11 protein-coding genes are annotated in these 22,933 nt (G+C 62.6%); 6 read left to right on the forward strand and 5 right to left on the reverse strand.

What is annotated here, in order from left to right; translation table 11 throughout:
- The first annotated feature begins 37 nt into the window (after positions 1 to 37).
- Positions 38 to 2,107: an AsmA family protein gene (locus M2497_RS03745; RefSeq protein WP_248485885.1), complete on the forward strand. Its 2,070-nt coding sequence runs from the start codon at positions 38 to 40 to the stop codon at positions 2,105 to 2,107.
- A gap of 102 nt (positions 2,108 to 2,209) precedes the next feature.
- On the opposite strand, the gene M2497_RS03750 is transcribed toward M2497_RS03745, so the two are convergent.
- Positions 2,210 to 2,740 carry a ferritin-like domain-containing protein gene (locus M2497_RS03750; RefSeq protein ID WP_010213553.1) on the reverse strand — a complete coding sequence of 177 codons (531 nt, stop codon included), beginning with the start codon at positions 2,738 to 2,740 and terminating at the stop codon, positions 2,210 to 2,212.
- 171 nt (positions 2,741 to 2,911) lie between these two features.
- On the opposite strand from M2497_RS03750, the gene M2497_RS03755 reads away from it, so the two are divergent.
- Positions 2,912 to 3,802: a triacylglycerol lipase gene (locus tag M2497_RS03755; RefSeq protein ID WP_248485886.1), complete on the forward strand. Its 891-nt coding sequence runs from the start codon at positions 2,912 to 2,914 to the stop codon at positions 3,800 to 3,802.
- Here M2497_RS03755 and M2497_RS03760 read toward each other — a convergent pair.
- Entirely contained in the window at positions 3,799 to 4,668 is an 870-nt protein-coding gene (locus M2497_RS03760; RefSeq protein ID WP_071491640.1) for a DMT family transporter, read from the reverse strand. The genes M2497_RS03755 and M2497_RS03760 overlap by 4 nt on opposite strands.
- A 97-nt stretch (positions 4,669 to 4,765) precedes the next feature.
- Here M2497_RS03760 and M2497_RS03765 point away from each other — a divergent pair, with 97 nt between their 5' ends.
- From M2497_RS03765 to M2497_RS03775, 3 genes are all read left to right on the forward strand, one after another.
- A complete protein-coding gene (locus tag M2497_RS03765; protein ID WP_058423540.1) occupies positions 4,766 to 5,554 on the forward strand; it encodes a helix-turn-helix transcriptional regulator in 789 nt (262 codons plus the stop codon).
- A gap of 71 nt (positions 5,555 to 5,625) precedes the next feature.
- Positions 5,626 to 5,925 carry a PsiF family protein gene (locus M2497_RS03770; protein ID WP_003171425.1) on the forward strand — a complete coding sequence of 100 codons (300 nt, stop codon included), beginning with the start codon at positions 5,626 to 5,628 and terminating at the stop codon, positions 5,923 to 5,925.
- Between the two features lie 207 nt (positions 5,926 to 6,132).
- A complete protein-coding gene (locus M2497_RS03775) occupies positions 6,133 to 7,146 on the forward strand; it encodes an AI-2E family transporter (protein WP_027607720.1) in 1,014 nt (337 codons plus the stop codon).
- A gap of 125 nt (positions 7,147 to 7,271) precedes the next feature.
- On the opposite strand, the gene M2497_RS03780 is transcribed toward M2497_RS03775, so the two are convergent.
- A complete protein-coding gene (locus tag M2497_RS03780) occupies positions 7,272 to 8,540 on the reverse strand; it encodes an Hsp70 family protein (protein WP_071492968.1) in 1,269 nt (422 codons plus the stop codon).
- Positions 8,541 to 8,778: 238 nt separating this feature from the next.
- On the opposite strand from M2497_RS03780, the gene M2497_RS03785 reads away from it, so the two are divergent.
- Complete coding sequence (locus M2497_RS03785) at positions 8,779 to 9,717, forward strand: DnaJ C-terminal domain-containing protein (RefSeq protein WP_248485887.1); 939 nt, start codon at positions 8,779 to 8,781, stop codon at positions 9,715 to 9,717.
- A 23-nt stretch (positions 9,718 to 9,740) separates the two neighbouring features.
- Here the strand turns inward: M2497_RS03785 and M2497_RS03790 are convergent, their stop codons facing one another.
- Positions 9,741 to 16,661, reverse strand: coding sequence for a DUF6543 domain-containing protein (locus tag M2497_RS03790; RefSeq protein WP_248485888.1), 6,921 nt, complete (start codon positions 16,659 to 16,661; stop codon positions 9,741 to 9,743).
- A 118-nt stretch (positions 16,662 to 16,779) separates the two neighbouring features.
- Positions 16,780 to 22,806: a DUF6543 domain-containing protein gene (locus M2497_RS03795; protein ID WP_248485889.1), complete on the reverse strand. Its 6,027-nt coding sequence runs from the start codon at positions 22,804 to 22,806 to the stop codon at positions 16,780 to 16,782.
- Between the last annotated feature and the right edge of the window lie 127 nt (positions 22,807 to 22,933).

Below are 22,933 nucleotides of genomic sequence, written 5' to 3' on the forward strand. Positions count from 1 at the left end.
CTGTCACCCAGCCAGTCGTATTCAGGAGTCCTGTGCAATGACGCGCACGCGTAAAATCGCCGCTTGGAGCTGCGCCAGCTTCGTGCTGTTAATCGCCATCGTGGTATTGGTCCTGGTGTTCTTTGACTGGAACCGCATCAAACCGCCCCTCAATGCCAAGGTCTCCGAAGAGTTGCATCGACCCTTTGCCATCAATGGCAACCTGGCGGTGGTGTGGGCGCGTGAGCCCGATGAAGGCGGCTGGCGTGCCTGGGTGCCGTGGCCCCATGTGATTGCCGAAGACCTGACCCTGGGCAACCCCGACTGGTCGAAAAACCCGCAGATGGTCACGCTCAAAAAGGTGGAACTGCGCATTTCACCCCTGGCGCTGCTGGTGCAGCGCGTGGTGATCCCGCGCATCGACCTCACCGAGCCCGGCGCGCAATTGCAGCGCCTGGCCGACGGTCGCGCCAACTGGACCTTCACGTTCGACCCCAAGGACCCCAACGCCGAGCCCTCCAACTGGGTGGTGGACATCGGTGCCATCGGCTTCGACAAAGGCCACGTGACCCTCGACGACCAGACCCTCAAGACGCAACTGGATGTGATCATCGATCCGCTGGGCAAACCCATTCCCTTCGGCGAAATCGTAGGCGACGCCGATGCCAAGAAGGCGCTGGAAAAAGGCTCCGCGCCACAGGATTACGCGTTCGGCCTCAAGGTCAAAGGCCAGTACCACGGCCAGAAACTCGACGGCAGCGGCAAGATCGGCGGCCTGCTGGCCTTGCAGGACGCGGCCAAGCCGTTCCCTCTGCAAGCCCAAGTCAAGATTGCCGACACCAGCATCGCCCTGGCCGGCACCCTCACGGACCCACTGAATCTGGGCGCGCTCGACCTGCGCCTGAAACTCGCCGGCTCCAGCCTGGGCAACCTGTATCCGCTGACCGGCGTGACCCTGCCGGATTCGCCGGCTTATTCCACCGATGGCCACCTGATCGCCAAGCTGCACGAGCCAACCGGCGCCTCGTTCAGCTATGAAAATTTCAACGGCAAGATCGGCAACAGCGACATCCACGGCAGCCTCGCCTACGTCGCTAGCCAACCACGGCCCAAACTCAGTGGCACGCTGGTGTCCAACCAACTGCTGATGACCGACCTCGCGCCCCTGATCGGCGCCGACTCCAACGCCCAGCAAAAAGCCCGTGGCGGTGACAGCAAGCAGCCCGCGACCAAGGTGCTGCCGGTGGAGGAGTTCCGCACCGAGCGCTGGCGCGTGATGGATGCCGATGTGGAATTCACCGGCAAACGCATCGTGCACAGTGCCGATCTGCCGTTCACCGACCTCTACACCCACCTGGTGCTCAATGACGGCGAACTGAGCCTCGAACCCCTGCGTTTCGGCGTGGCCGGCGGCAAGCTGGATGCGCAGATTCGCCTGAATGGCCGTACCACGCCGATGGAAGGCCGCGCCAAACTCACCGCGCGCAACTTCAAGCTCAAGCAACTGTTCCCGACTTTCGAACCGATGAAGACCAGCTTCGGTGAACTCAATGGCGATGCCGATATTTCCGGGCGCGGCAACTCGGTGGCGGCATTGCTGGGCACCTCCAACGGTGACCTGAAGATGCTCATCAACGACGGCGCGATCAGCCGTGGCCTGATGGAAATCGCCGGGCTCAACGTGGGCAACTACGTGGTGGGTCGCCTGTTCGGCGATAAGGAAGTGAAGATCAACTGTGCGGCGGCGAACTTCGGTATCAAGACCGGCCTGGCGACCACTCGCCTGTTTGTGTTCGATACCGAGAACGCGATCATCTATATCGATGGCACGGCGAATATGGCCACGGAGCAGCTTGATCTCACCATCACCCCGGAATCGAAAGGCTTCCGCCTGTTCTCGCTGCGTTCACCGCTGTACGTCAACGGGCCGTTCATCAAGCCCAATGCCGGGGTGAAAGCCATTCCGCTGGCATTGCGTGGTGCAGGCATGGTGGCGCTGGGGGTGATCGCCGGACCGGCTGCCGGGTTGCTGGCATTGGTCGCGCCGAGTGGCGGTGAACCGAATGAGTGCGCGCCGTTGCTGCAGCAGATGAAGGAAGGCAAGGCGCCGAAAACCGTGAAAGGCTAACTGCAAATGTGGGAGGGGGCTTGCCCCCGATGGCGGTAGACCAGTCGACATCTCAATTGACTGATCCACCGCTATCGGGGGCAAGCCCCCTCCCACATGGGGTTACAGGCTTTCTAGAATATCCGCCATGTCGTCCGCATGCTCTTCTTCCTGCGCCAGGATCTCTTCGAACAGGCGGCGCGTGGTCGGGTCTTTATCACCGATGTACTGGATGATTTCGCGGTAGCTGTCCACGGCGATCCGCTCGGCGACCAGGTCTTCGTAGACCATCTCCTTGAGGTCCTTGCCGGCCACGTATTGCGCGTGGGAGTTCTTCGACAGCAGGTCCGGGTTGAACTCCGGCTCGCCGCCCAACTGCACGATGCGTTCGGCGAGTTTGTCGGCGTGTTCAGCTTCCTGGGTGGCGTGTTCGAGGAACTCTTGCGCGGCGACGGCGGCCTTGATGCCGCTGGCCATGAAGTAATGACGCTTGTAGCGCAACACGCAGACCAGTTCGGTGGCCAGCGACGCGTTGAGCAGGCGGATGATTTCTTCGCGGTCGGCGTCATAGCCCTCGGTCACGGCACCGTTTTCGACGTTCTGGCGGGCGCGGCTGCGCAGGGTCGCAACGTCAGTCAAATTTGCTTCGGTCATCTCAATCTCCTGGGGCTAATCCGGTTTTGCGCCACGCTCTGTCGGCGTGATCGCTCCAAGTTGTGAGTCCTGGAGAAAGCAAAAAGTTTTATTGGATTTACCGATAGCGTCATAAGCCCGACTTGAGGCTGGGCTAGGCTGGATGGATCGGATTGAGAGGATGCCCGGTTCATGCCGCAGTCGTTGGCCACGCGCTACCCCCTGGTGTTGGTACCCGGCATGCTCGGCTTCGTGCGTTTGGGCTGGTTCCCGTACTGGTACGGCATCGTCCCGGCATTGCGGGCGGGCGGGGCGCAGGTATTTCCCGTGCAAGTGGCGCCGCTGGACTCCAGCGAGGTGCGTGGCGAGCAACTGCTGGTGCAGATCGAGCGCATTCGCCGCGAAACCGGTGCCGACAAGGTCAACCTGATCGGCCACAGCCAAGGCTCGCTCACCGCGCGGTATGCGGCGGCCAAGCGCCCCGAGTGGGTCGCCTCGGTGACCTCCGTGGCAGGCCCCAATCATGGCTCGGAGCTGGCGGATCATATCCACCTGCATTACCCCGCTGACGGCGTGAAGGGCCGGATCATGAGCGCGCTGTTTCACCTGGCCGCCTGGGTGATGGGCGTGCTCGAAACCGGCTATCGCGGACCGCGCTTCAAGACGGACTTGCAGGCGTCCCATCACTCCCTGACCAGTGCCGGCGTGGCGTTGTTCAACCAGCAATACCCGCAGGGATTGCCGCAGACCTGGGGCGGGCAGGGCGCCGAAGAGGTCAACGGCGTGCGCTATTACTCATGGTCCGGCACCTTGCAGCCGGGCATCACCGACCGTGGCCGTAACCTGTTCGACGGCACGAACCGCAGTTGCCGTTTGTTCGCCCGCAGCTTCGTACGGGAGAAGGGCCAGTGTGATGGCATGGTCGGGCGCTACAGCTCACACCTGGGGTTGGTGATCGGCGATGACTACGCGCTGGATCACTTCGATATCGTCAACCAGTCCCTGGGCCTGGTGGGCAAGGGTGCGGAGCCGATCCGGCTGTTTGTCGAGCATGCACGGCGCTTGAAGGCGGCCGGTGTTTAGCGCACCGGCGTGGTCCAGCGCTCCGACAAGATCACCCCGCCCAAGGTCAGCAGGCCGCCCACCAGGTGGTACGGCGCCAGTTCTTCTTTCAACACCACGGCGGCGATCAGCGCGGTGATCAACGGCAGCAAGTTGAAAAACAACGTGGTGCGGCTCGGCCCCAGGGTCTTCACCGAATGCATCCAGGCCAGCGGTGCCAGCATCGACGCCAGCAGGCACGCATACAACACCAGCGGAATATTGGCCCAGCCCAGGCCGGCCTTCGCCGAGAACAGGAACAGCGGAAACAGCACCACCACCGCCACCAGCACCTGCAGATACAGCAGCACCAGCGGCGGCAGGCGCAGTTGCCATTTCTTCAGCAGGGTGCTGTAGACCGCATAGGCCAGGGTGGCGACCAGCATCATGCCGTCACCCAGGTTGACCCCGTGTTGCAGCAGTGCGCCGAGGCTGCCGGCGGACACAACCACCACCACGCCGGCGAATGACAGCACCGCACCGGTCAGCGCGCCGTAGGTCAGGCGCTGGCCGAGGCTGATGATGGCCGCCGCCAGCGCCATCAATGGCATCAGTGACAGGATGATGCCCATGTTGGTCGCCGTGGTGAGCGACGCGGCGTAGTAGGCCAGGCTCTGGTACACCGCCATGCCCAGCACGCCGAGGATGAACACTTTGCCCAGGTTCGGGCGGATCTGCGCCCAGTGGGCAATCACCGGCTTGAGCATGAATGGCGTAAACAGCAGTGCCGCCAGCAGCCAGCGATAGAAGCCAATCTCCGCCGGGAAGATCGAGCCCACGGCCAGTTTGTTGACGACGGTGTTGCCGGCCCAGATAAAAATGGCCAGCAAGGGATAAGCGTATTGCATCGAAAGGAACCCGGTGTGTAGATGAGGCAGGATTATCCATTGTCTGGATCGAAGCCTATACTGCGATCCAGACAACCCACTGCTGTATCCAGACAACATGGCCAAGCACAACGTACGCCTCCAGGATTTCCCCCAACTGCCGAGCCCGGTGTATTTTCGCTATTCGGATTTCGCCCCCGACACCGAGTGCACGCCGCACCAGCATTTCTGGGGTTCGCTGGATTACTCCGCCAGTGGCGTGATGCGCATGGAAGTGGCCGGCAGCCGCTTCATGTCTCCGCCGCAGTACGCCGTGTGGGTGCCGCCGCATACCGAACACAGCTCCTACAATGCCGAGGCAATTGTCTACCACTCGGTGGGGCTGGCGCCGGAACTCTGCGAGCAATTGCCCCGGCAGCCGTGCACCCTGGCCATCAGCGATATCCTCAAGGCCATCCTCAGTGACTTCGCCCAGCGCGATGTGAACATGCCGCAGACCGAGTCGGACATCCGCCTGGCCCAGGTGCTGGTGGACCAACTCAAGCAGGCGCCGATCCACGAGTGCTTCCTGCCCTACGCCCGTCACCCCGGGCTGCTCGGCGTGCTGGAAGGCATGCAGGCCGACCCTGGCGATAACCGGCCCCTGGCGCACTGGGCCGAGCAGGTGCACGTGAGCGAGCGCACCCTGGCGCGTCAGTTCGTGCGGGAACTGGGCATGAGCTTCGGCGAATGGCGCCAACGCCTGCGTTACCTGGCCGCCATCGAGGCCCTCGACAGCGAGCGCAGCGTGCAACATGTGGCGTTTGACCTGGGCTACAGCACCGCCTCGGCGTTTATCGCCATGTTCCAGCGCCAGGCGGGATGTACCCCGGAGCAGTACCGGCGCGCCCATATTCGTAGTCGGTGAAGATGTAACAGGCTTTGACTACACTGCTGGATAGGCCGTGCCCTTCGGTGCGGTAACAGGGAGAAAACTCCATGAAGATGCTGCGAATTCCGCTGTTGATGATGGGCTTGCTGCTGTGTTCCCAAGGCTTTGCCGCCACCGCCCAGCAAAACAAAATGACCACCTGCAACGCCGAAGCCACCACCAAGACGCTCAAGGGCGACGAGCGCAAGGCGTTCATGAAGACCTGCCTGTCAGCCCCGGCGGCCAATGACGCCAAGACCCTGACACCGCAGCAGCAGAAGATGAAGGATTGCAATGCGTCGGCGAAGACCAAGGCGCTGGCCGGGGATGCGCGTAAAACCTTTATGAGCACCTGCCTCAAAGGCTGATCACTCTTTCGCGAGCGCCGCAGATCAACGGTGGGAGCCGGGCTTGCCCGCGATACAGGCGCCTGGGTCTGTCTGGTACACCGCGGCGAGGCCATCGCGGGCAAGCCCGGCTCCCACACTTGATCGCATTCACAACCGACCCACTCGCTTGATTCCCTCAAGGCTGGCAGACTGCCCATCCTTTAACGCCGTTCGTTTTGAGGCTGTATGCCAACGTTTTCTCAGCGTCACGTGCTATTGCTGGCCAGCTACATCATCATTTTTGGCGGGTTGCTGCTGGTGCTGCCGCTCAAACTGCTGCCCAGCCTGCTGGCCGGCCTGTTGGTCTATGAACTGGTCAACATGCTCACCCCCCAACTGCAACGGCTGATCGAAGGCCGGCGCGCGCGCTGGCTGGCGGTGGCCTTGCTCGGCACGTTGATCGTCAGCGTGCTGGCGCTGATCTTTGCCGGCGCCATCAGCTTCCTGCTCCACGAAGCGGAAAACCCCGGGGCCTCCCTCGACAAATTCATGGGCGTGGTCGACCGCGCACGCGGCCAGCTGCCGCCTTTCCTGGACGCCTACCTGCCCGCCAGCGCCGCCGAGTTCCGCGTGGCCATCGGCGACTGGCTGAGCAAGCACCTGAGTGAACTGCAACTGGTGGGCAAAGATGCTGCCCACATGTTCGTCACCTTGCTGATCGGCATGGTGCTCGGCGCGATCATCGCCCTGCAGCGCGTGCCCGACCTGACCAAACGCAAACCCCTGGCCGCCGCGCTGTTCGACCGCCTGCACTTGCTGGTCCAGGCGTTTCGCAACATTGTCTTCGCCCAGATCAAGATCGCCGCGCTCAACACCGCCTTCACCGCCGTGTTCCTCGCCGTGGTGCTGCCGCTGTGTGGTATCCACCTGCCGCTGACCAAGACCCTGATCGTGCTGACCTTCCTGCTCGGCCTGCTGCCGGTGATCGGCAACCTGATGTCCAACACCCTGATCACCATCGTCGCGCTGTCGCTGTCGATCTGGGTGGCGGTGGCGGCGCTGGGGTATCTGATCGTGATCCACAAGGTCGAGTATTTCCTCAACGCACGGATCGTGGGCGGGCAGATCAGTGCCAAGTCGTGGGAGTTGCTGTTGGCGATGCTGGTGTTTGAGGCTGCGTTTGGCTTGCCGGGGGTGGTCGCAGGGCCGATTTACTACGCGTATTTGAAGAGTGAGCTGAAGCTCGGCGGGATGGTTTAAGCCTTGTATTGGCCGGACTGGCCTCATCGGGGGCAAGCCCCCTCCCACATTTTGATCTGTGAACACATTCAAAGGTGGGAGGGGGCTTGCCCCCGATGGGCGCGCCGCGGTGTTTCAGATAAAACTCAGCTGCCGTAGCGCTTGCTGGCCTCAATCGCCAAGCCGCTGCCGATACTGCCAAAGATGTTCCCTTCCACGTGCCGCGCATTTGGCAGCATCGCCGAGATGCTGTGGCGCAGTGCCGGAATCCCGCTGGAACCGCCGGTAAAGAACACCGTGTCCACCTGGGCCACGCTCACCGAGGCATCGTTGAGCAACTGCGTGACGCTGTTGCGCACGCGCTCCAGCAGGCCATCGATGGCGGATTCGAACAAGGTCCGGCTCAACTCCACGCTCAAGCCGGGCTCCACCCGGTCCAGCAGCACATGGCGGCTGTCTTCGTGGGTCAGCTGGATCTTGGTTTCTTCCACTTCCATCGCCAGCCAGTGCCCGGCGCGCTGTTCGATCAGCTTGAACAGGCGGTCGATGCCGCCGGTGTCTTCGATGTCGTAGCGCATGCTGCCGAGCGCCAACTGGGACTTTTGCGAGTACACCGAGTTGATGGTGTGCCAGGTGGCCAGGTTCATGTGGTGGCTGGTGGGCATGTAGGCACCGCTCTTCATGCGGCTGCCGTAGCCGAACAACGGCATCATGCCGTTCAGCGAGAGCTGTTTGTCGAAGTCGGTGCCGCCGATATGCACGCCGCCGGTGGCGAGGATATCGCTCTGGCGGTTGTCGTTGTGACGGCGGTCCGGCGACAGGCGCACCAGCGAGAAGTCGGACGTACCGCCGCCGATGTCGACGATCAGCACCAGTTCTTCTTTCTCGATGGTGGACTCGTAGTCGAACGCCGCCGCAATCGGCTCGTACTGGAACGAGATGTCCTTGAAGCCGATCTTGCGCGCCACGTCGACCAGGGTGTTCTCGGCTTCCTGGTCGGCCATCGGGTCGTCATCGACGAAGAACACCGGGCGGCCCAGTACCACTTCTTCGAACTCACGCCCGGCGTTGGCTTCGGCGCGGCTCTTGAGTTGGCCGATGAACAGCGCCAGCAGGTCGGTGAACGGCATCGCAGTGCCGAGCACGCTGGTGTCGTGCTTGATCAGCTTGGAACCCAGCAGGCTCTTGAGCGAGCGCATCAGCCGGCCTTCGTAGTTTTCCAGGTATTCGTGCAGGGCCAGGCGACCGTACACCGGGCGGCGCTCCTCGAAGTTGAAGAACACCACCGACGGCAACGTGATCTTGTCGTCCTCCAGCGCGATGAGCGTCTCCTCGCCGGGGCGGATCCAGCCGACGGTGGAGTTGGACGTGCCAAAGTCGATGCCGCAGGCACGGGCTGGGGATGGGTTTTTCATGTCTATCGGGTTCCGGTTGAAAAACGGCCGCGCAGTGTATGCCAGTCGAAGGCGGATGCGTAGGCCGACTATCCGCTAAATCGTGCTTGAAAGTTGGGTATTTGCCCCCACATCTGTTGCATACGGCAAGTGCCGATAAAACTTTGACGCACCCCCAGGCCACATCACTCGACAAGTGCAATGCAGCGCACGTTGTGCCCCGGGCTGTGCGATCTCGATTAAGGATGGTGAACCGCCGATGGATTTCAAAGACTATTACAAGATACTGGGCGTAGAGCCGACCGCCGACGACAAGGAAATCAAGGCGGCCTATCGCAAGCTCGCGCGCAAATATCACCCCGACGTGAGCAAGGAAAAAGACGCCGAAGCCAAGTTCAAGGACGCGTCCGAAGCCTATGAGGCGCTCAAAAGCGCCGACAAGCGCGCCGAATACGACGAGCTGCGCAAATACGGCCAGCATGGCCAACCGTTCCAGGGCCCGCCGGGCTGGCAGAGCCGTGGCGGCTTTGGCGGTGGCGGCGGTGGCGAGGACTTCTCGGACTTCTTCAGCTCGATCTTCGGCTCCCGTGGCGACGCCTTTGGTGGCGGCCAGCGCCGGCCTGCCGGGCGCAAAGGCCAGGACGTGGAGATGCAGCTGTCGGTGTTCCTTGAAGAGACGCTGTCCACCGAGTCCAAGCAGGTCACCTTCCAGGTGCCGCAGTACGACGCGTCGGGCCGGCATGTGAGCAACACCACCAAGAGCCTGAACGTGAAGATCCCCGCCGGCGTTACCGACGGCGAACGCATTCGCCTCAAGGCCCAGGGCGCGCCGGGCATTGGCGGTGGTGCGAATGGCGATCTGTACCTGATCATCAAGTTCGCGCCGCATCCAAAATTCGAAGTGGATGGCGAAAACCTGATCATCAACCTGCCCCTGGCACCGTGGGAGTTGGCGTTGGGTGCTGAAGTACAGGTGCCGACGCTGACCGGCAAGATCAACCTCAAGGTGCCTGCCGGCAGCCAGAACGGCCAACGCATGCGCGCCAAGGGCCATGGCCTGCTGAACAAGGCCGGGCAGCGCGGCTTCCTGTTCGTGCAGCTCAAGGCGGTAATGCCTAAAGGCAGCATTGATGAGGTCAAGGCTCTGTGGCAGGAGCTGGCGCAAAAGGCGGCGTTCAATCCCCGCGAAAACTTCTGAGGGCGTGAACGCCTGGGCGCCCGTTACTGCGGGCGGGAGGCGCCGGGTTGCTGGTGATCGCCGCCGTGCGGTGTCAGCTCGGCCACCTCCCGGCGTGACAGCTCCAGCAGCTTGAGGTTACGTTCGGTGGCCTGCTCGATTTCCAGCCGGTTCAAGGCCTCGAGGTAGGCGTCATCAAAGTCTTGGTGTGCATCTTCCAGGGCGTTCTGCCGTGCGTCGGCATTGCGCTTGAGGGTGGCGAACTCGTCGGCATACCGCTGCTTGAGGTAGTCCACCCAGTAGTCCCGGCTGATCAGGTCCTCGTAAAACACCTCACTGCGTTCCGCGTCGAGAATGTTGCGGCGCGCGTCGGCCAGTTCAGTGCCAGTGATTGGCCGGCTGAACCGCATGTGGCGGGGTTGCCCAGGCAGCTCCAGCTGGTCCGGCCATCCCCTGGCCAGTCCGATGCGGTACGACAAGCGCACTTCCGCCACGTCCGAGTGTGGGACCAGCGCCCTGTCGGCCTCGACTTCGGCTCTGCCCAGCCGGAACAACTGCCGGGACAGGTTCAACAGGGCCGCACCTCTCAGATCCAGCCGCGCCGTATCGACGTTGAGCAACGCGTTGTGCTCGTAGACCCTGACTTCCAGCCCGCTGAAGGTCAGGATGCGGCCATCGACGCAGGTGCCGTGCGTATGGGACATGGCGAACAGCGCCTGGCGCAGTTCGGTGTTATCGGCGGCCGCTTCCAGCACGTTGCGTACCCGCTGCGACAGGTCGGCGCGAGCCGCGCCGAACTCCGTGGTGTCCTGCAACCGTTCGAGCAGGTGAAAAAACGCCTGGTGATCCGGTTCGGCCTGCAGTTGTGTCCAAATCTCCCGCAGCCTGCCTTGTTCAGGAAGGGGCAGGTCGTCTATCCAAGGCACCGATTGTTCAGGTAGTGCGGGTTGCGCCGGGAGCTCTTCGTCGGGTTGTTCAGGGAAGATTTCATCGGGCTCTGGTGATGACGGGAGCCCATCGTCCAGCATTGTCTGGATGTCCCGGCGTGACAGGCCCAGCGCCGAGTCACGCCCCGTGCGGTCCAGATACTCGATAAGCGCCGTCAGGCTGTCGTGCGACAAGGGGTTGTCGGAGATATCCGTACCCTCCATCAAGGCATCGTGGCTGCCATCCAGTGCTTCGGTCGGGATTGCACTGATGTCATTGGCGCTCAGGTTGAGCGTGCGCAGATGACCGGCTTCCAATGTGCCGGCCGGCCAATCGGTGAGGCGGTTACCGCTCAGGTTCAACACCTCGAGGGGCGAGCCAGGCTCGAGACTGAAAAACTCCATCAGGTTGTCGCTCATGTCCAGACGTTGCAGGTTTGGCCAGTCATCCAGGCCGATGGCCAACTCATCGTCGAATCGGTTGGATGACAGATCCAGCTCCCTCAACTCAGGTAATTCTGCGAGTGCCCTGGGCAAGCCCTGCAACTCGTTGCCGGTCAGGCGCAATGTGCGCAGGTTGGAAAAGCCTGCGAGGAAACCGTTGGAGCCTTGTTCGGCGAACAGGAGGCCGCTCAGGTCCAGGTGATGCACATGGGAAAAGTCCGCCGTTACCACCGGCAGGTTGTCCAGTTGCAAGCCGTTGAAACTCAGGGTCTGGCCCGCCGGGTCCGACGCCAGCCCCTGGCGCCAGCACGTGACGATGCGTTGCGCGGCCTGGTTGCGGCGACTGGCCACGGACCAGTCGGTGGCTGGCGAGCCTCGCGTGTACAGCCAGCCATTGAGCTGGCGTATCAGGGTGTGCAGGGCCTCATTCCAGACGTCGATCAGAGCGTGCAAGTGCGTGTCACTGGCGCCGCCTGCGCGCAGGCGTGTCAGCCATTGCTGTAACGTCTGCTCATCCATGCCGTGCTGCAAACGTTGCAGGCGTTGCGGCAGGGGCAGGCCGGTGTCGGCGGTGGGCAGGTCGAGCAGGTGGCGGGCCAATGAGGCTCCGCTTTCGGCCTCGGGGAATACGTTGGTGGGTGGTTCCTCATAGGCAAAACGCTCCAGGGCTCCGGCGGGCAGGCCCCGGGCGGTTTCAACCCGCTGTCGGGCCACAGCCAGCGCGCCTTCGGAAACCTGGCTCAACGGCGTACCGACCACGTTGGTACTGAGCAGCAGCTCGTCTCTGGTCAGGATTGCCTCGGGCAACACGGTGATGCGGGTATTGCGCAGGTTCAGCGAGGTCAGTTGCGCCAAGTCCTCGAGACCGGTCGGCACTTGCTGCAGGTTCGTTTCTCGCAGGTTCAGCGTCCTGAGTCGTGGCATGTGATCGAGCTCAAGGCGCGTGAGGGGGTTGCCTTGCAGCGAGAGATGTTCCAGTGCGACGAAGTCCTGGAGCTCGGAGGGGGCGGCGGCCAGCTCGCAGTAGTTCAGTTCGACAGTGCGTGCCTGGGTGAATGCCCGGACGAAACGACTGACCTGCTCCATGGGCACACGCAGGTTCATCAGGCGCAAGGCTAGGGTGTGGGGGAAGCTGTTGGCCGGCAATTCGGGCAGGCTTGAGGGGCTGAAACCGCGTAGATCCACTTCCAGAAATGAGCTTGGCCGCGCGCGCAGTGGGTCAGCCGCCGCGTAGAGGTTGAGCAGCCCGCGACTCCATTGCACCCGCAAGTAACCGCCCATCCATCGTTGGTTTGCGTGTCCCACCGCGTGGGGAGGACGCAGCCACTCGTTCAGCCGCCGGTCGATTTCACTGTACTGTTCGCTCAGCGCCTCAATCGCGTCAAAGCGGGCGCGGTGACCGACCCAGCGTTCGGCGAAGCTGTTGATCAACACCTGCGAGTCCCGAGCGGGCTCCGTGAGGCGTGCCAGTTCCCCGACACAGTAAATCCGCACCATTTCCTCTAGGTCGATCAAGTGATCGGGTTGGTTGTTCAGCCGGGTATAGAGCGCTCTGAAGCTGTCGCGCGACATTCTCGACCAGTCCAGCGAGAGGCCGGACAGCAGGCGCTGGTGACCTTCCAGCAATTCGGCCGGAATACTCTGGATACCGGTGCCGCGCAGGTTCAGGCGCTCGAGCTGGGGCAGGTCCTGCACGCCAACCGGCCAATCGGTCACCCGGGAGCCGACTATTTCCAACTGGCGTAGCCGCGTCAGGCGGCTGACATCCAGACTGGGTTGGTGAGTCGGCGCAAACACGTTGTTGTTGGCAATGCTCAGCTCTTCCAACTGGCTGAGCGTGCCCAGGGTGTTGATGTTTTCGGCCGAGAGCGGTGAAAAGAGCTGCAATCTCGTCAGTCTTGGCCAGTGTGTCAATGTCTCGAGCTGGTTGATGCTCCGCGGGCCGGTGACGAAGATATGCAGGCTTTCCACGCTGGGGAACAAGCCAGGCAATTGCTCCAGCGGTTGGCCGTGGGTGACCAACACGCGCACATGGGAAAAATCCGCCGTCAACGGTGGCAACGGGGCGTCGGTGGTGAGTTCAAGTCTAGCGGCTGTCTGCACGTCACTGGCGAGGGGCGCATTGCGCCAACTGGCCCTGAGGTTTTCGGCTGTGGTATTGCGCAGCATGGCTTCCAGTGAGGTGGGCGGCTGCGTTGCAACCCACTGCGCCAGTGTGTTTTCCAGGGTTTCCCATTCACGCCCGCGTGCCTGCAACAGCCCGTAGATCTGCGCGTCGGTTTGCCCGGCGCGGCGTTGCTGGAGGATAAAGCCGTTGGCCTGCTCGTCGCTCAGGTCGGGGTACAGGTCTTGCACGCGCGTGACCAGCGACGGGTCCATGCCGGCGCCACGGCCACTGGCGTAGTAACCGGCCTGATTCACGCGGATGCGCGCAGGCGGCTTGAACCGCGTCGCCTCACCACGGGGCTGGCCCAGCCACTGCGGCGCCAGGTGACGGTGCTCGACCGCACTGCGAATGATGCTGCGCTGCAACTCGGCCTGCTGGCCCACATGGGGAACACCCAACGCCTGGCGCGCTTCGTCGGGCAGGGCATGCAGCACCGACGCGTAAAAGTTGTCGCCATACCTGGGCAGGCTGTTGAGGGCCTCGCCGCGCTCGTCGAACGCCTGGTAGACCGGGCCTTTCTTGACCAGGAATTTGCGCTGCATCGCGTGCTGGTTGCCGATGGCCTCGATCAGCCGGCCACCTACGTGTTCATCGCGGATTTCCAGGCGCACCGCGTCCGACCAGCCCGGCAGTTTCTGCAATGCGTGCAGGGCCAGGCGCTTGCTGTCGGTGGTCGCGATGTGATCCGTGTGCAGCCCGGCATAGGCGCGGGCCTGGCGCCCTTGTCGTGCATACCAGCGGCCTTCTTCGAGCAAGGCCAGCGGCACTTTGCCGGTGCTCTCCAGGCGCTCGAGGGCTTCGGCACTGGCGTGGACCAGGATGTCTTGCGCTGCTGGCTTGCTCAGCCCCGGACAGGCTTTTTGCAATTGTGTGATGCGCAGGTCAGTGGGTTTGGGCCCTTCATAGAGACTTTCGAAAATCGCTGATCGACGGGTCTGCGCAAAGTCGGCGATCTGTTTTCTGAACTCCACCGGCCTGGCCTCGCGCACCCGTGCCGCCTCGCCACCGAGCAGGCCGGTGATCTCGTCCTCGTCCAGCGCCGCCAGGATACGCCCCGGCAGCCCGCTGCCCAGTACATCCGCGCGGCTCATACGGATGGGCGCCCTGGCGCGCACGCCGGCATACAAGCGCTCGGCGCCGTACTGAATGGATTTCCCCCGCAGGCTCGGACCGTCAAAGACCTCCAGCACCCGACCCGCCGGCCAGCGGGGCAACTCAGTGACCAGCGGCAGGATGTACAGATAACGCTCGTCCACCGCCGTGCCGGTCTGCACCTGGCTGATCACGTCTTCGACGCCCCTGTCGGCTTCAAACAGGCGCATGGCATCCGTCAACTCGGGCGGCGGCGGCTGGTTGTCCAGGTGGACCTTGCGCAGGGTGTTATCGCTGACGCCGCTGACTTCGGCGATCTTCAACAGTTGCTCGTCGGAGTATTGCTCGGTCGCGTGGCCGAACCGGCGTAGCAGCGTGAGCCGGTCCCAGGCCAGTGGGCGTTCCAGGGTGTGGCGCCAGGCCCCTTGCCCGTTGTGCCGCAGCAGCGGCTGATAGGCATCCGGATCACTGGGGTGCTGAATGCGCCACTCGCCGGGCGTTGTACCTTGGCTTATTTCGTAGTGCTTACCGTCCTGGCGGATATAGGTTTTGCCGTTGACCGCATAACGTCCCTGGGGATCGGGGCTGGCCTCGGGCGCCAGGGCAACGTCGCTTGCATAGGCGTTCAGGTCGGGCTTCCACAGGCGGGTTTCTCCGTTGGGCAAGGTGACTGACTGCAACCCCTCGATCACCGGTTCAGCCGGTACCGCCGTCAATTTGGCCAGGCCTCTTCCTACCCCCACTTGAGCAGCAAGCAACACCAGGTTCTCCGCTACATCAATCAGGTGAGCCTTGGCCGCTTTGCGATCACCTTCGGACCACTCCTTCACACCTTCGAAGGTTTCGTACAGGAGCTGGCCGGCCATCACGGCGATCATGACTTCACCCAGCACCGGTACGAATATCGACACCCCGGTCAACAGCAGCATGCCGATATTGAGCAGCGCCGCCAATTTGCGCGAACGCACGGTGGCATCCACTTGCGCGGTCGGCACGGCGTGGCTGCGGGCGTCGGCGTAGACTTTGGCGCGGTGTTGCTCGTAGAGGTAGGTCCACAGGTCGAAGTTATCGATCCAGAAGATACCGCTGTGCACGGGCGCGATAACGACAGGGTTCAGGTACGGATCGTCGTTGGCCACCTGCTGGATCGGGTTGGGCGGTGGCAGGGTGTTGACCCGGCTGAACAGGGAAAACGGGTCGAGCCCCTGGCGTATCTGGTCCAGCAAGGGCGCATACGGGGCCAGGTCCTGGGCAACCGTGGTTTCCGAGGTGTCCTGGGTGAATTGGCTGAAGTAGTCCGCGCGGTCGGCGTAATCGACGAACTGGCTGAAAAAACGCTGGTAGGCGCTGGGGCTGCCGGCGGTGGCCGGGGGCGTGTCGCGGGCGGTGAAGCGCTCTTTGAACAGTGGCTTGAGCTGGCGCAAGGTGTAGCGTTTGAGGGGCGATTGCGGATCGTCGGGGATGTACAGCAGCAACTCGCTCGCGTTGTGGAGCTCTCCGCTGACCAGAAATACCACCACGCCCGTGAGACGGTGCTTCATCAAACTCAAGTCGCGAAACCAGATGCGTTGGCCGTTCAGCATCGGTTCGGTTTCGCCGCCGACCACCGCGAGCACCATGCGGTAGTCCGCGTCGGTGATGTCTTTTTTCAGCAGGGCCTGTTCAGCGGCAACGCGTAGGGAGGCCTTGTGGGCGGTGATGAATTTGTCACGCACTACGGCCTGCGTGACCGCGTCTTTGGGCTCCAGGTAATCCTTGAGGTAGGCCTGGTACTTCGCGCCGATGTCCAGTGAGCGGCACAGCCCAGTGAATTGCGCCACGGTCAGTGATGTAGACACTGCGTCGAATTCATCTCCGGTCTTGACCACGAACCCCGACGAAGGGTGAAAGGCGTTGGCCTCACATTCAGCCTCTTCGAAGTTGTGCAGGGCGGCTTGCAGCAGAGGCAGCTTCAGGGCTTCGAACCAACCGGCCGTGATCGAGAAAACGCCGACGGTGATGGATTTTCTGAGCCTCAGAAAGGTTTTATCGACATCCAGCTGCACCTTGAACTGATCGTTCAACGCCTGGGTCAACAGGGGCCGGGCAAAGGTGTCGATGTCTTGCATCGCGGACATGGCCTTGTCCAGTTTGCCTTGCGCAGTGAAGCTTGCGGTGATGGCGTCTTGCAGCGATTTGCGTTGTGCTGCCGAGGCGTGCTGGTACCAATCGGGCGTCGTCGCGGGCGTCGTTTTCAGGGCTTCACGTTGCTGCGCAGTGGCCTGGGTCAGCCAATCGGGAATGGCGTTTTCGAGAAAGGGGGTGTGCAGGCTTTTTGAAGCGGGTGAAGCCGTCATGCTGTCTCTCCTTGGGTAGTGGAGCAGACAGCAGATCACTTCGGCAGGCGCGGCTAGCGGTAGATAGAGAACACCACCGAAGGCTGGCGCCAGGGCGGGCAACCCTGGCGCCGGGTGGTCAGGTGATCGGGTTGGCGCGCAGCTCCGTGCGGGTCAGTGTTTCAATCAGGTTGGCTTCCTGGATGGCAAGCTGGGCCTGCAAGTCCCTGGCCTGCTGCGCGTAGTCGGCGTCGCCCAGCGAGCCTTCGACATGCTGGTCATGCAGCGCTGCCAGGCGCTCATGGAAGGGCTGGCCCTGCGCCTCGAATTGCTCGCGGTACTTCTGGGTCAAGTACTCCTGCCAGAATTCCCTGGAGATCAGCGCCTGGAGTTCGGCGGGCGAATTGTTCAGCTTGAGGATGTTGTCGCAGGTGGCCTTCAACACCTCTTCACTGACCCGGCCCAGGCCGATGAACTGCGCCGATTGCGGTTGTCCCGGCAAATCGAGTCTGGTTTTGTCTTTGAGCCCGAATCGATAGGCGAGCCTGATTTCAACTTCCTCGAGCATGGCGATCTGCTCGGCTTTCTCCTGCGCCGACAACCTTGGGTTGTTGTTGATCGCCTCGGTGCGCCTGGCGATATCGTTGAGCGCGGTTTTTTCCACCTCGTCGAGACGGAACAAGCCCCTGGACAATTTGATCAGTGCGGCGCCTTGATTCACATCGGCAGCCAGGGTCTTGGCGTTGTGCACCATGGCCATGACTTCCACGTTGCTGAACGACAGCCCGGCGCGATCACAGCAGGTCGCGCGGCCTGCCCATTCGAACATCTGCTCGCGCAACGCGGCGGATTCTTCGGAGTTTTGTGTGATGGCGTCGATCACCCTCCACACCCTTTGTTGCAGGTCTGCATGGCCGCCGCGAGGTTCACTCAGGCCTTCGAGCATAGCGAAGAAACCGTCACTGCCAGGCTGTTCGCGCAATTGCCGCCACTGGGTTTGCCGGGCGGCGACCTGGTCCTCGGCCAGGTCTTGGGTCCAGCGTTGAGTCTGCGTCGGCTCGATCATCACATGGTCCCGAATGCGCGGCGGCAGAGGTGTGCGCGCCGGGGCGAGTGCCGAGATGACCAGTTGGTTCGGGTGGTCGGCCGAGGCCAGGCCTGCCTGTTCAAGCCTGGCCCTGTAGTCCCTTAGTTGCTGGCGCGTCTGCTCGGTCAACGGGTTGTTGTTGAGTTCGATTTTGTGAGTGAGCTGCACGGACTGCGCCAGTTGCGCGTCGGGTGGGTTGATGAGCGAGCCGGGCAGTTGGGTGATGCGGTTATCCCTCAGCGCGACCGTGTCCAGCAAGGGTTGCGCGCCTAACCCTGTGGGGAATGTCTCAAGCCCGCAGTTTTGCAGGCCCAGCGTACGCATATCGGTGAACACGCTGAAGTCCGGTGTAAGGCCCAGTGGGTTGTTTCCCAGCAGCAGCGCCCTGAGCGTGGTTCGCCGGGCCAGCACTTGCGCGGTTTCAGCGGTCAATCGGATCTGGTTGTTCTGCAGGAACAGGCGGGTCAACCCGTTCATCTCATTGAGCGCCATCGGCAACTCGCGCAACTGGTTGTTTGACAGGTCCAGCCAGCGCACGCCGCTATGGCGTAGCAGGAACTGCTCGGGGCAGGTGCTCAGGTGCATGTTGCTCAGTTTGAGTGAGCCCACGTGGCTGAAATCGGCGTCCAGTTCGGGCAGGCTCGGCAGGTTGAGGCCGCTGAGGTCGAGTTCCAGGCCAATGGCTGTCCCATCGTTGGCGTGTTGTGTCGGCGTTTCCTTGCGCCAGCACTTCAGGACCCTCTCCCTGGCCTGGTAGCGGTCATCCAGGTCGATGACATTCAGCAAGCGCTGTTGCGTGCGCACGTAGCCTCCGCCGGTGCGGCTGTTGGCATTGCCGCCCGCCGCCGCCCAGGTATTGAGTTGTGTGTTGAGCGTCTCGAACTCTTGCTCCAAGCGCAAGAGTTCGGTGTTGGCGCCGTCACCCAGGGCCCAGATGAATTGCCGGGATTCCAGAATACTGCGCCTCGGGTACAGCGCCCGGGTGCGTTCAAGCTGCGGGTTTTGCATATCGAACACATCGGCGGTTCCGATCAGGTCCGGACGCTGTTCGTTCAGGCGCCTCCAATAGGCGTCGAAGCGCTGCGCGTACTCTGGCGGGAATGGGTTGCCTTTGAGGCGGGTGACTCCGTTGATCCTCGCGATGGTTTCCAGTTGCTGCGGTTGTGGGGCGAGATTGGCCTCGGGTATTTCGCGCAGGCGGTTGTTGCGCAGGTCGAGCAGTTGCAGGCTGGTTTTATCCTGCAGGCCGGTCGGCCACTGATCGATCCCGGTATAGGACAGGTCCAGTGTTTTCAAACGGTTCAAGGCGCTGACGTCTGGAGTGATGCCCAGGCGGTTGCCGCTGAGTTCCAGGGTTTCCAACTGGTGCAGGCGGCTCAGTTGGGCGGCGCTCTGTGGGGTCAGCATGATTTTGTTCGCTTTCAGGCTCAACTGGGCCAGCTGGGGCATTGCGTCGAGTCCATCGGGTAACGCTGCGAGTTCGCAGCCATCCAGGCTCAGGGTCTTGACCTGGCGGAAGTTGTTCAGAAACGTCTGGGCATTGCCCGACCACATTTTGGTGTTCAGCTCCAGTTTCTCGACGTGGCTGAAGTCTGCCGTCAGCGCGGGCAGGTCCACTGGCATACCGCTGATGATTTTCAGCGTATTGCCCGACTCACGACGCCAACAGCGCTTGATGTCCTCGGCGATCACCCGGGCGTAGCCGCCAGCCCGGTCGTACGCAGTCACCACCAGGCGCGGTGGATTGGCTTTGACCCAAGCCTCCAGATCAGTTTCGAGCTTGCTGTACTCGGCTTCCCGCAGCCTCAGCCTGGTACGCACGTCGCTGCCCAGTGATTCGATAAAGGCGTCGATTTGCGCATCGCTGAAAGAGGGGTAGAGCTTGCGCACCCGCTGCGCTGTGCTGCGAAATGGCGCCACCAGTTTTTCGTAACCGCGACCGCCGCCCAGTAAACGCATGGTGGTGTCGTAGGCCGGCTTGCGCACCGGGTGTTCGAGCAACACGCCGCGCAGTGCCTCGCGTGGCAAGGGGGCGGCCTGGATGGCAGCTTGCAACTGTCGGGCGTCGGCCAGCCGAAGGTCCTGGCGTTCACCCGATGACAGCGCGTCCAGAATGGCCTGGTACAGATCCGTAGGGCGAGGCCCTTTGAATTGGCCGTTTTCTAGCTGCACCAGGATTTTGCTTGTCGTGGTGTCCAGCTCGCCAATGGCATCGAGCAGCGGACCTTGGGCGGAGTGCTGGCGCAGTTCCATGCGTGCTCCGCGACGCCAGCCAGGCAGGGTCTCCAGGGTGCGCAGGGCCAGGCGCTGGCTGTCGAGGTCGTACGGGGTGTTCAGGTGCAGGTTTTCATAGGCGCGGGCTACCCGGGTTTCTTGTTCGACCCATTGCGCCGTTTCGGCGAGCGTGTCTGGCAGGCGCCCAGTGCGACGCAAGGCGAGCAGGTCTTCGGCGCTGAGTTGGGTGAGCAAATATGCTGCGATCGGTGTCGGCAGTTTGGGGTAGGTGTCTTTCAAGCGTTGCACGTCCAGGTCGGTGTTGGCCGTCAGCTTTTGATAACGCTCCTCCACCTGTGCCGCCTTGAACCGTTCGACAAAATCACCCAGCTCCCGGCGCAATTTGCCGGCCCGCATTGCAAGCGTGTCCTGGGGCGAGCCGGGGATGTCGACCAGCTCCGGGTCAGTGCCTTGCAACGTGTTCAGCACTTCACGCAATCCTTCGCCGCGTGCCAGCTGTTGCTCGGTAAGCAGCACCGTGCGCCGGCGCGAAGACGGTGGGTAGGGTTCGTCGTCCCATACGATGCGCCCCTCATGGTCGATTACCCGCAGCGTCGGGGAGCTGGACAGCAGGCCGCGCCGCTTCATCAAGTCCAGTTGTGTGCCCAGGTCCGCCTGGGGGTAGACCTGAGGGTCGGCGCTTTTGAGCTGTTCGATGAAGGTGGTGACCTGCTGATGAAGCCTGAAACGCTGCAACGAGTCGGCCAGCAGCAGGGGCACGTTTTCGGCGTTGGCATGGGCTTCACGCAAGGCGTTGGCGCTCACCCCGCTGGCTTCTTGGGCCTTGAACAATTGTTCGTCATCGAGGGCCTCGGCAGGCAGGCCCAGGCGCCGTAGCAAGGTGGTGTCATCCCAGGCCAGTGGGGTTTCGCCCTCGTGGTGCCAGGCGCCTTCGCCATTGTGTGTCAGCTTCGGTGCATAGGCGTCGGTACGGGTCGGGTGCTGGATGCGGTATTCGGTGCCTTCCGGGTCCTGGGCCACGCGATAGGTCCGGCCTTCCAGCGGCAGAATCCTCTGCCCGTCCTGGGTGTACAAGCCATGCGCATCGGGCCGGGCATCCGCCGCCAGTTTGACGGGCGATGCATAAGGCTCCAGGTCGGGTTTCCACAAACGGGTCTTGCCGTCGGCCGAGGTCACCGGTTGCAATTGCTCGACCACCGGCTCGGCCGGCACCGCAGTCAGCTTGCCGAGGCCCTTGCCTGCACCGGCCAGCACCGCCAGAAACACCAGGTTCTCCGCCACGTCGATGAGGTGGGCCTTGGCCGCCTTGCGATCACCCTCAGCCCATTCCTCCACACCCTCGAAGGTTTCATACATCAACTGGCCGGCCATCACCGCCATCATGACTTCGCCCAGCCCCGGCACGAATATCGACACGCCGGTCAACAGCAGCATGCCGATATTGAGCAGCGCCGCCAGTTTGCGCGAGCGCACGCTGGCGTCCACATCCGCGGTGGGCACGGCGTGACTGCGGGCGTCGGCATAGACTTTGGCGCGGTGTTGTTCGTAGAGGTAGTCCCACAGGTCAAAATCGTCCCGCCAGAACAGGCCCGTGTGCACCGGCGGCGTGATGACGGGGTGCAGATAGGGATCTTCGTTGGGCACTTGTTTGACCGGCGTGGTCGGTGGCAACTCGTTGACGCTGCTGAAAATGGAAAACGGGTCCAGCCCCTGGCGGATCTGATTGAGCAGCGGTGCAAAGGGGGCCAGGTCCTGGGAAAACGTGGTGTCCGAGGTGTCTTGGGTGAACTGGCTGAAGTAATCCGCGCGGTCGGCGTAATTGACGAACTGGCTGAAAAAGCGCTGGTAGGCGGTGGGGTTGCCGTCTTCGGCCGGGGGCGTGTCGCGGGCGGTGAAGCGTTGTTTGAACAGGGGTTTGAGCTGGCCCAGGGTATAGCGCTTGAGGGGCGATTGCGGGTCGTTGGGGATGTACAGCAGCAATTGGCTGGTGTCGTGAAGCTGGCCGCTGAGCAGGAAGACCACCACGCCCGTCAGGCGATGTTTCGCCAGGCTCAGGTCGCGGAACCAGACGCGTTGGCCGTTCAGCGTCGGGCGGGTTTCGCCGGCGATCACCGAAAGCACCATGCGGTAGTCCGCGTCGTTGATGTCTTTTTTCAGCAGGGCCTGTTCGGCGGCGGTGCGCAGGGCAGCCCTGTGGGCGACGACGAAGTGTTTGCGCAGCACCGTCGCTGCGAGTGCGTCCTTGGGCTCCAGGAAGTCCTTGAGGTAGGCCTGGTACTTTGCGCCGATATCCAGCGAGCGACACAACCCGGTGAATTGCGCCACCGTCAGCGGGGTGGATACCGCGTCAAAGTCATCCCCGTTCTTGATTACGAACCCCGACGTTGGGTGAAAGGCGTCGGCTTCACATTCGTCCTCTTCGAAGTTGTGCAGGGCCGCTTGCAGCAGCGGCAGTTTCAATGCCTCGAACCAGCCGGCGGTGATGGACGCGATGCTGACGGTGATGGGTTTCCTGAGCCTGAGGAAGGTCTTGTCCACATCCAACTGAACCTTGAACCGATCGTTCAGCGCCTTGACCAGCAGGGGCCTGGCAAAGGTGTCGATGTCTTGCAGCGTGGACATCGCCTTGCCCAGCTTGCCTTGCGCGGTGAAGCTGGCGACGACGCTGTCTTCCAGCGTCTTGCGTTGCGCCGCCGAGGCCTGTTGATACCAGGCGGGCAGCGCGGCATCCGAGTGTTTGAGTGCGCTGCGGTATGACGAAGGCACGTCTGCCAGCCAGGCCGGTATGGCGTCTTTGAGGACGTCATGATGGCGGCTGTCAGTGACGGATGGAGACTCAGGCATGGTGTCGCTCCTGCAATGAATGAGGGAGTCGACAGCACATCATGCGCCCAGGCTCGGGCAGCGGTAGATAGGTAGGGCCGACGGCCGGCAGGCGCGACTTAGGATTGCGCGATTGTCAGATCACACG

Source organism: Pseudomonas sp. CYM-20-01 (genome assembly GCF_023169845.1).
In the GTDB taxonomy this organism is placed as follows: Bacteria; Pseudomonadota; Gammaproteobacteria; order Pseudomonadales; family Pseudomonadaceae; genus Aquipseudomonas; species Aquipseudomonas azotoformans.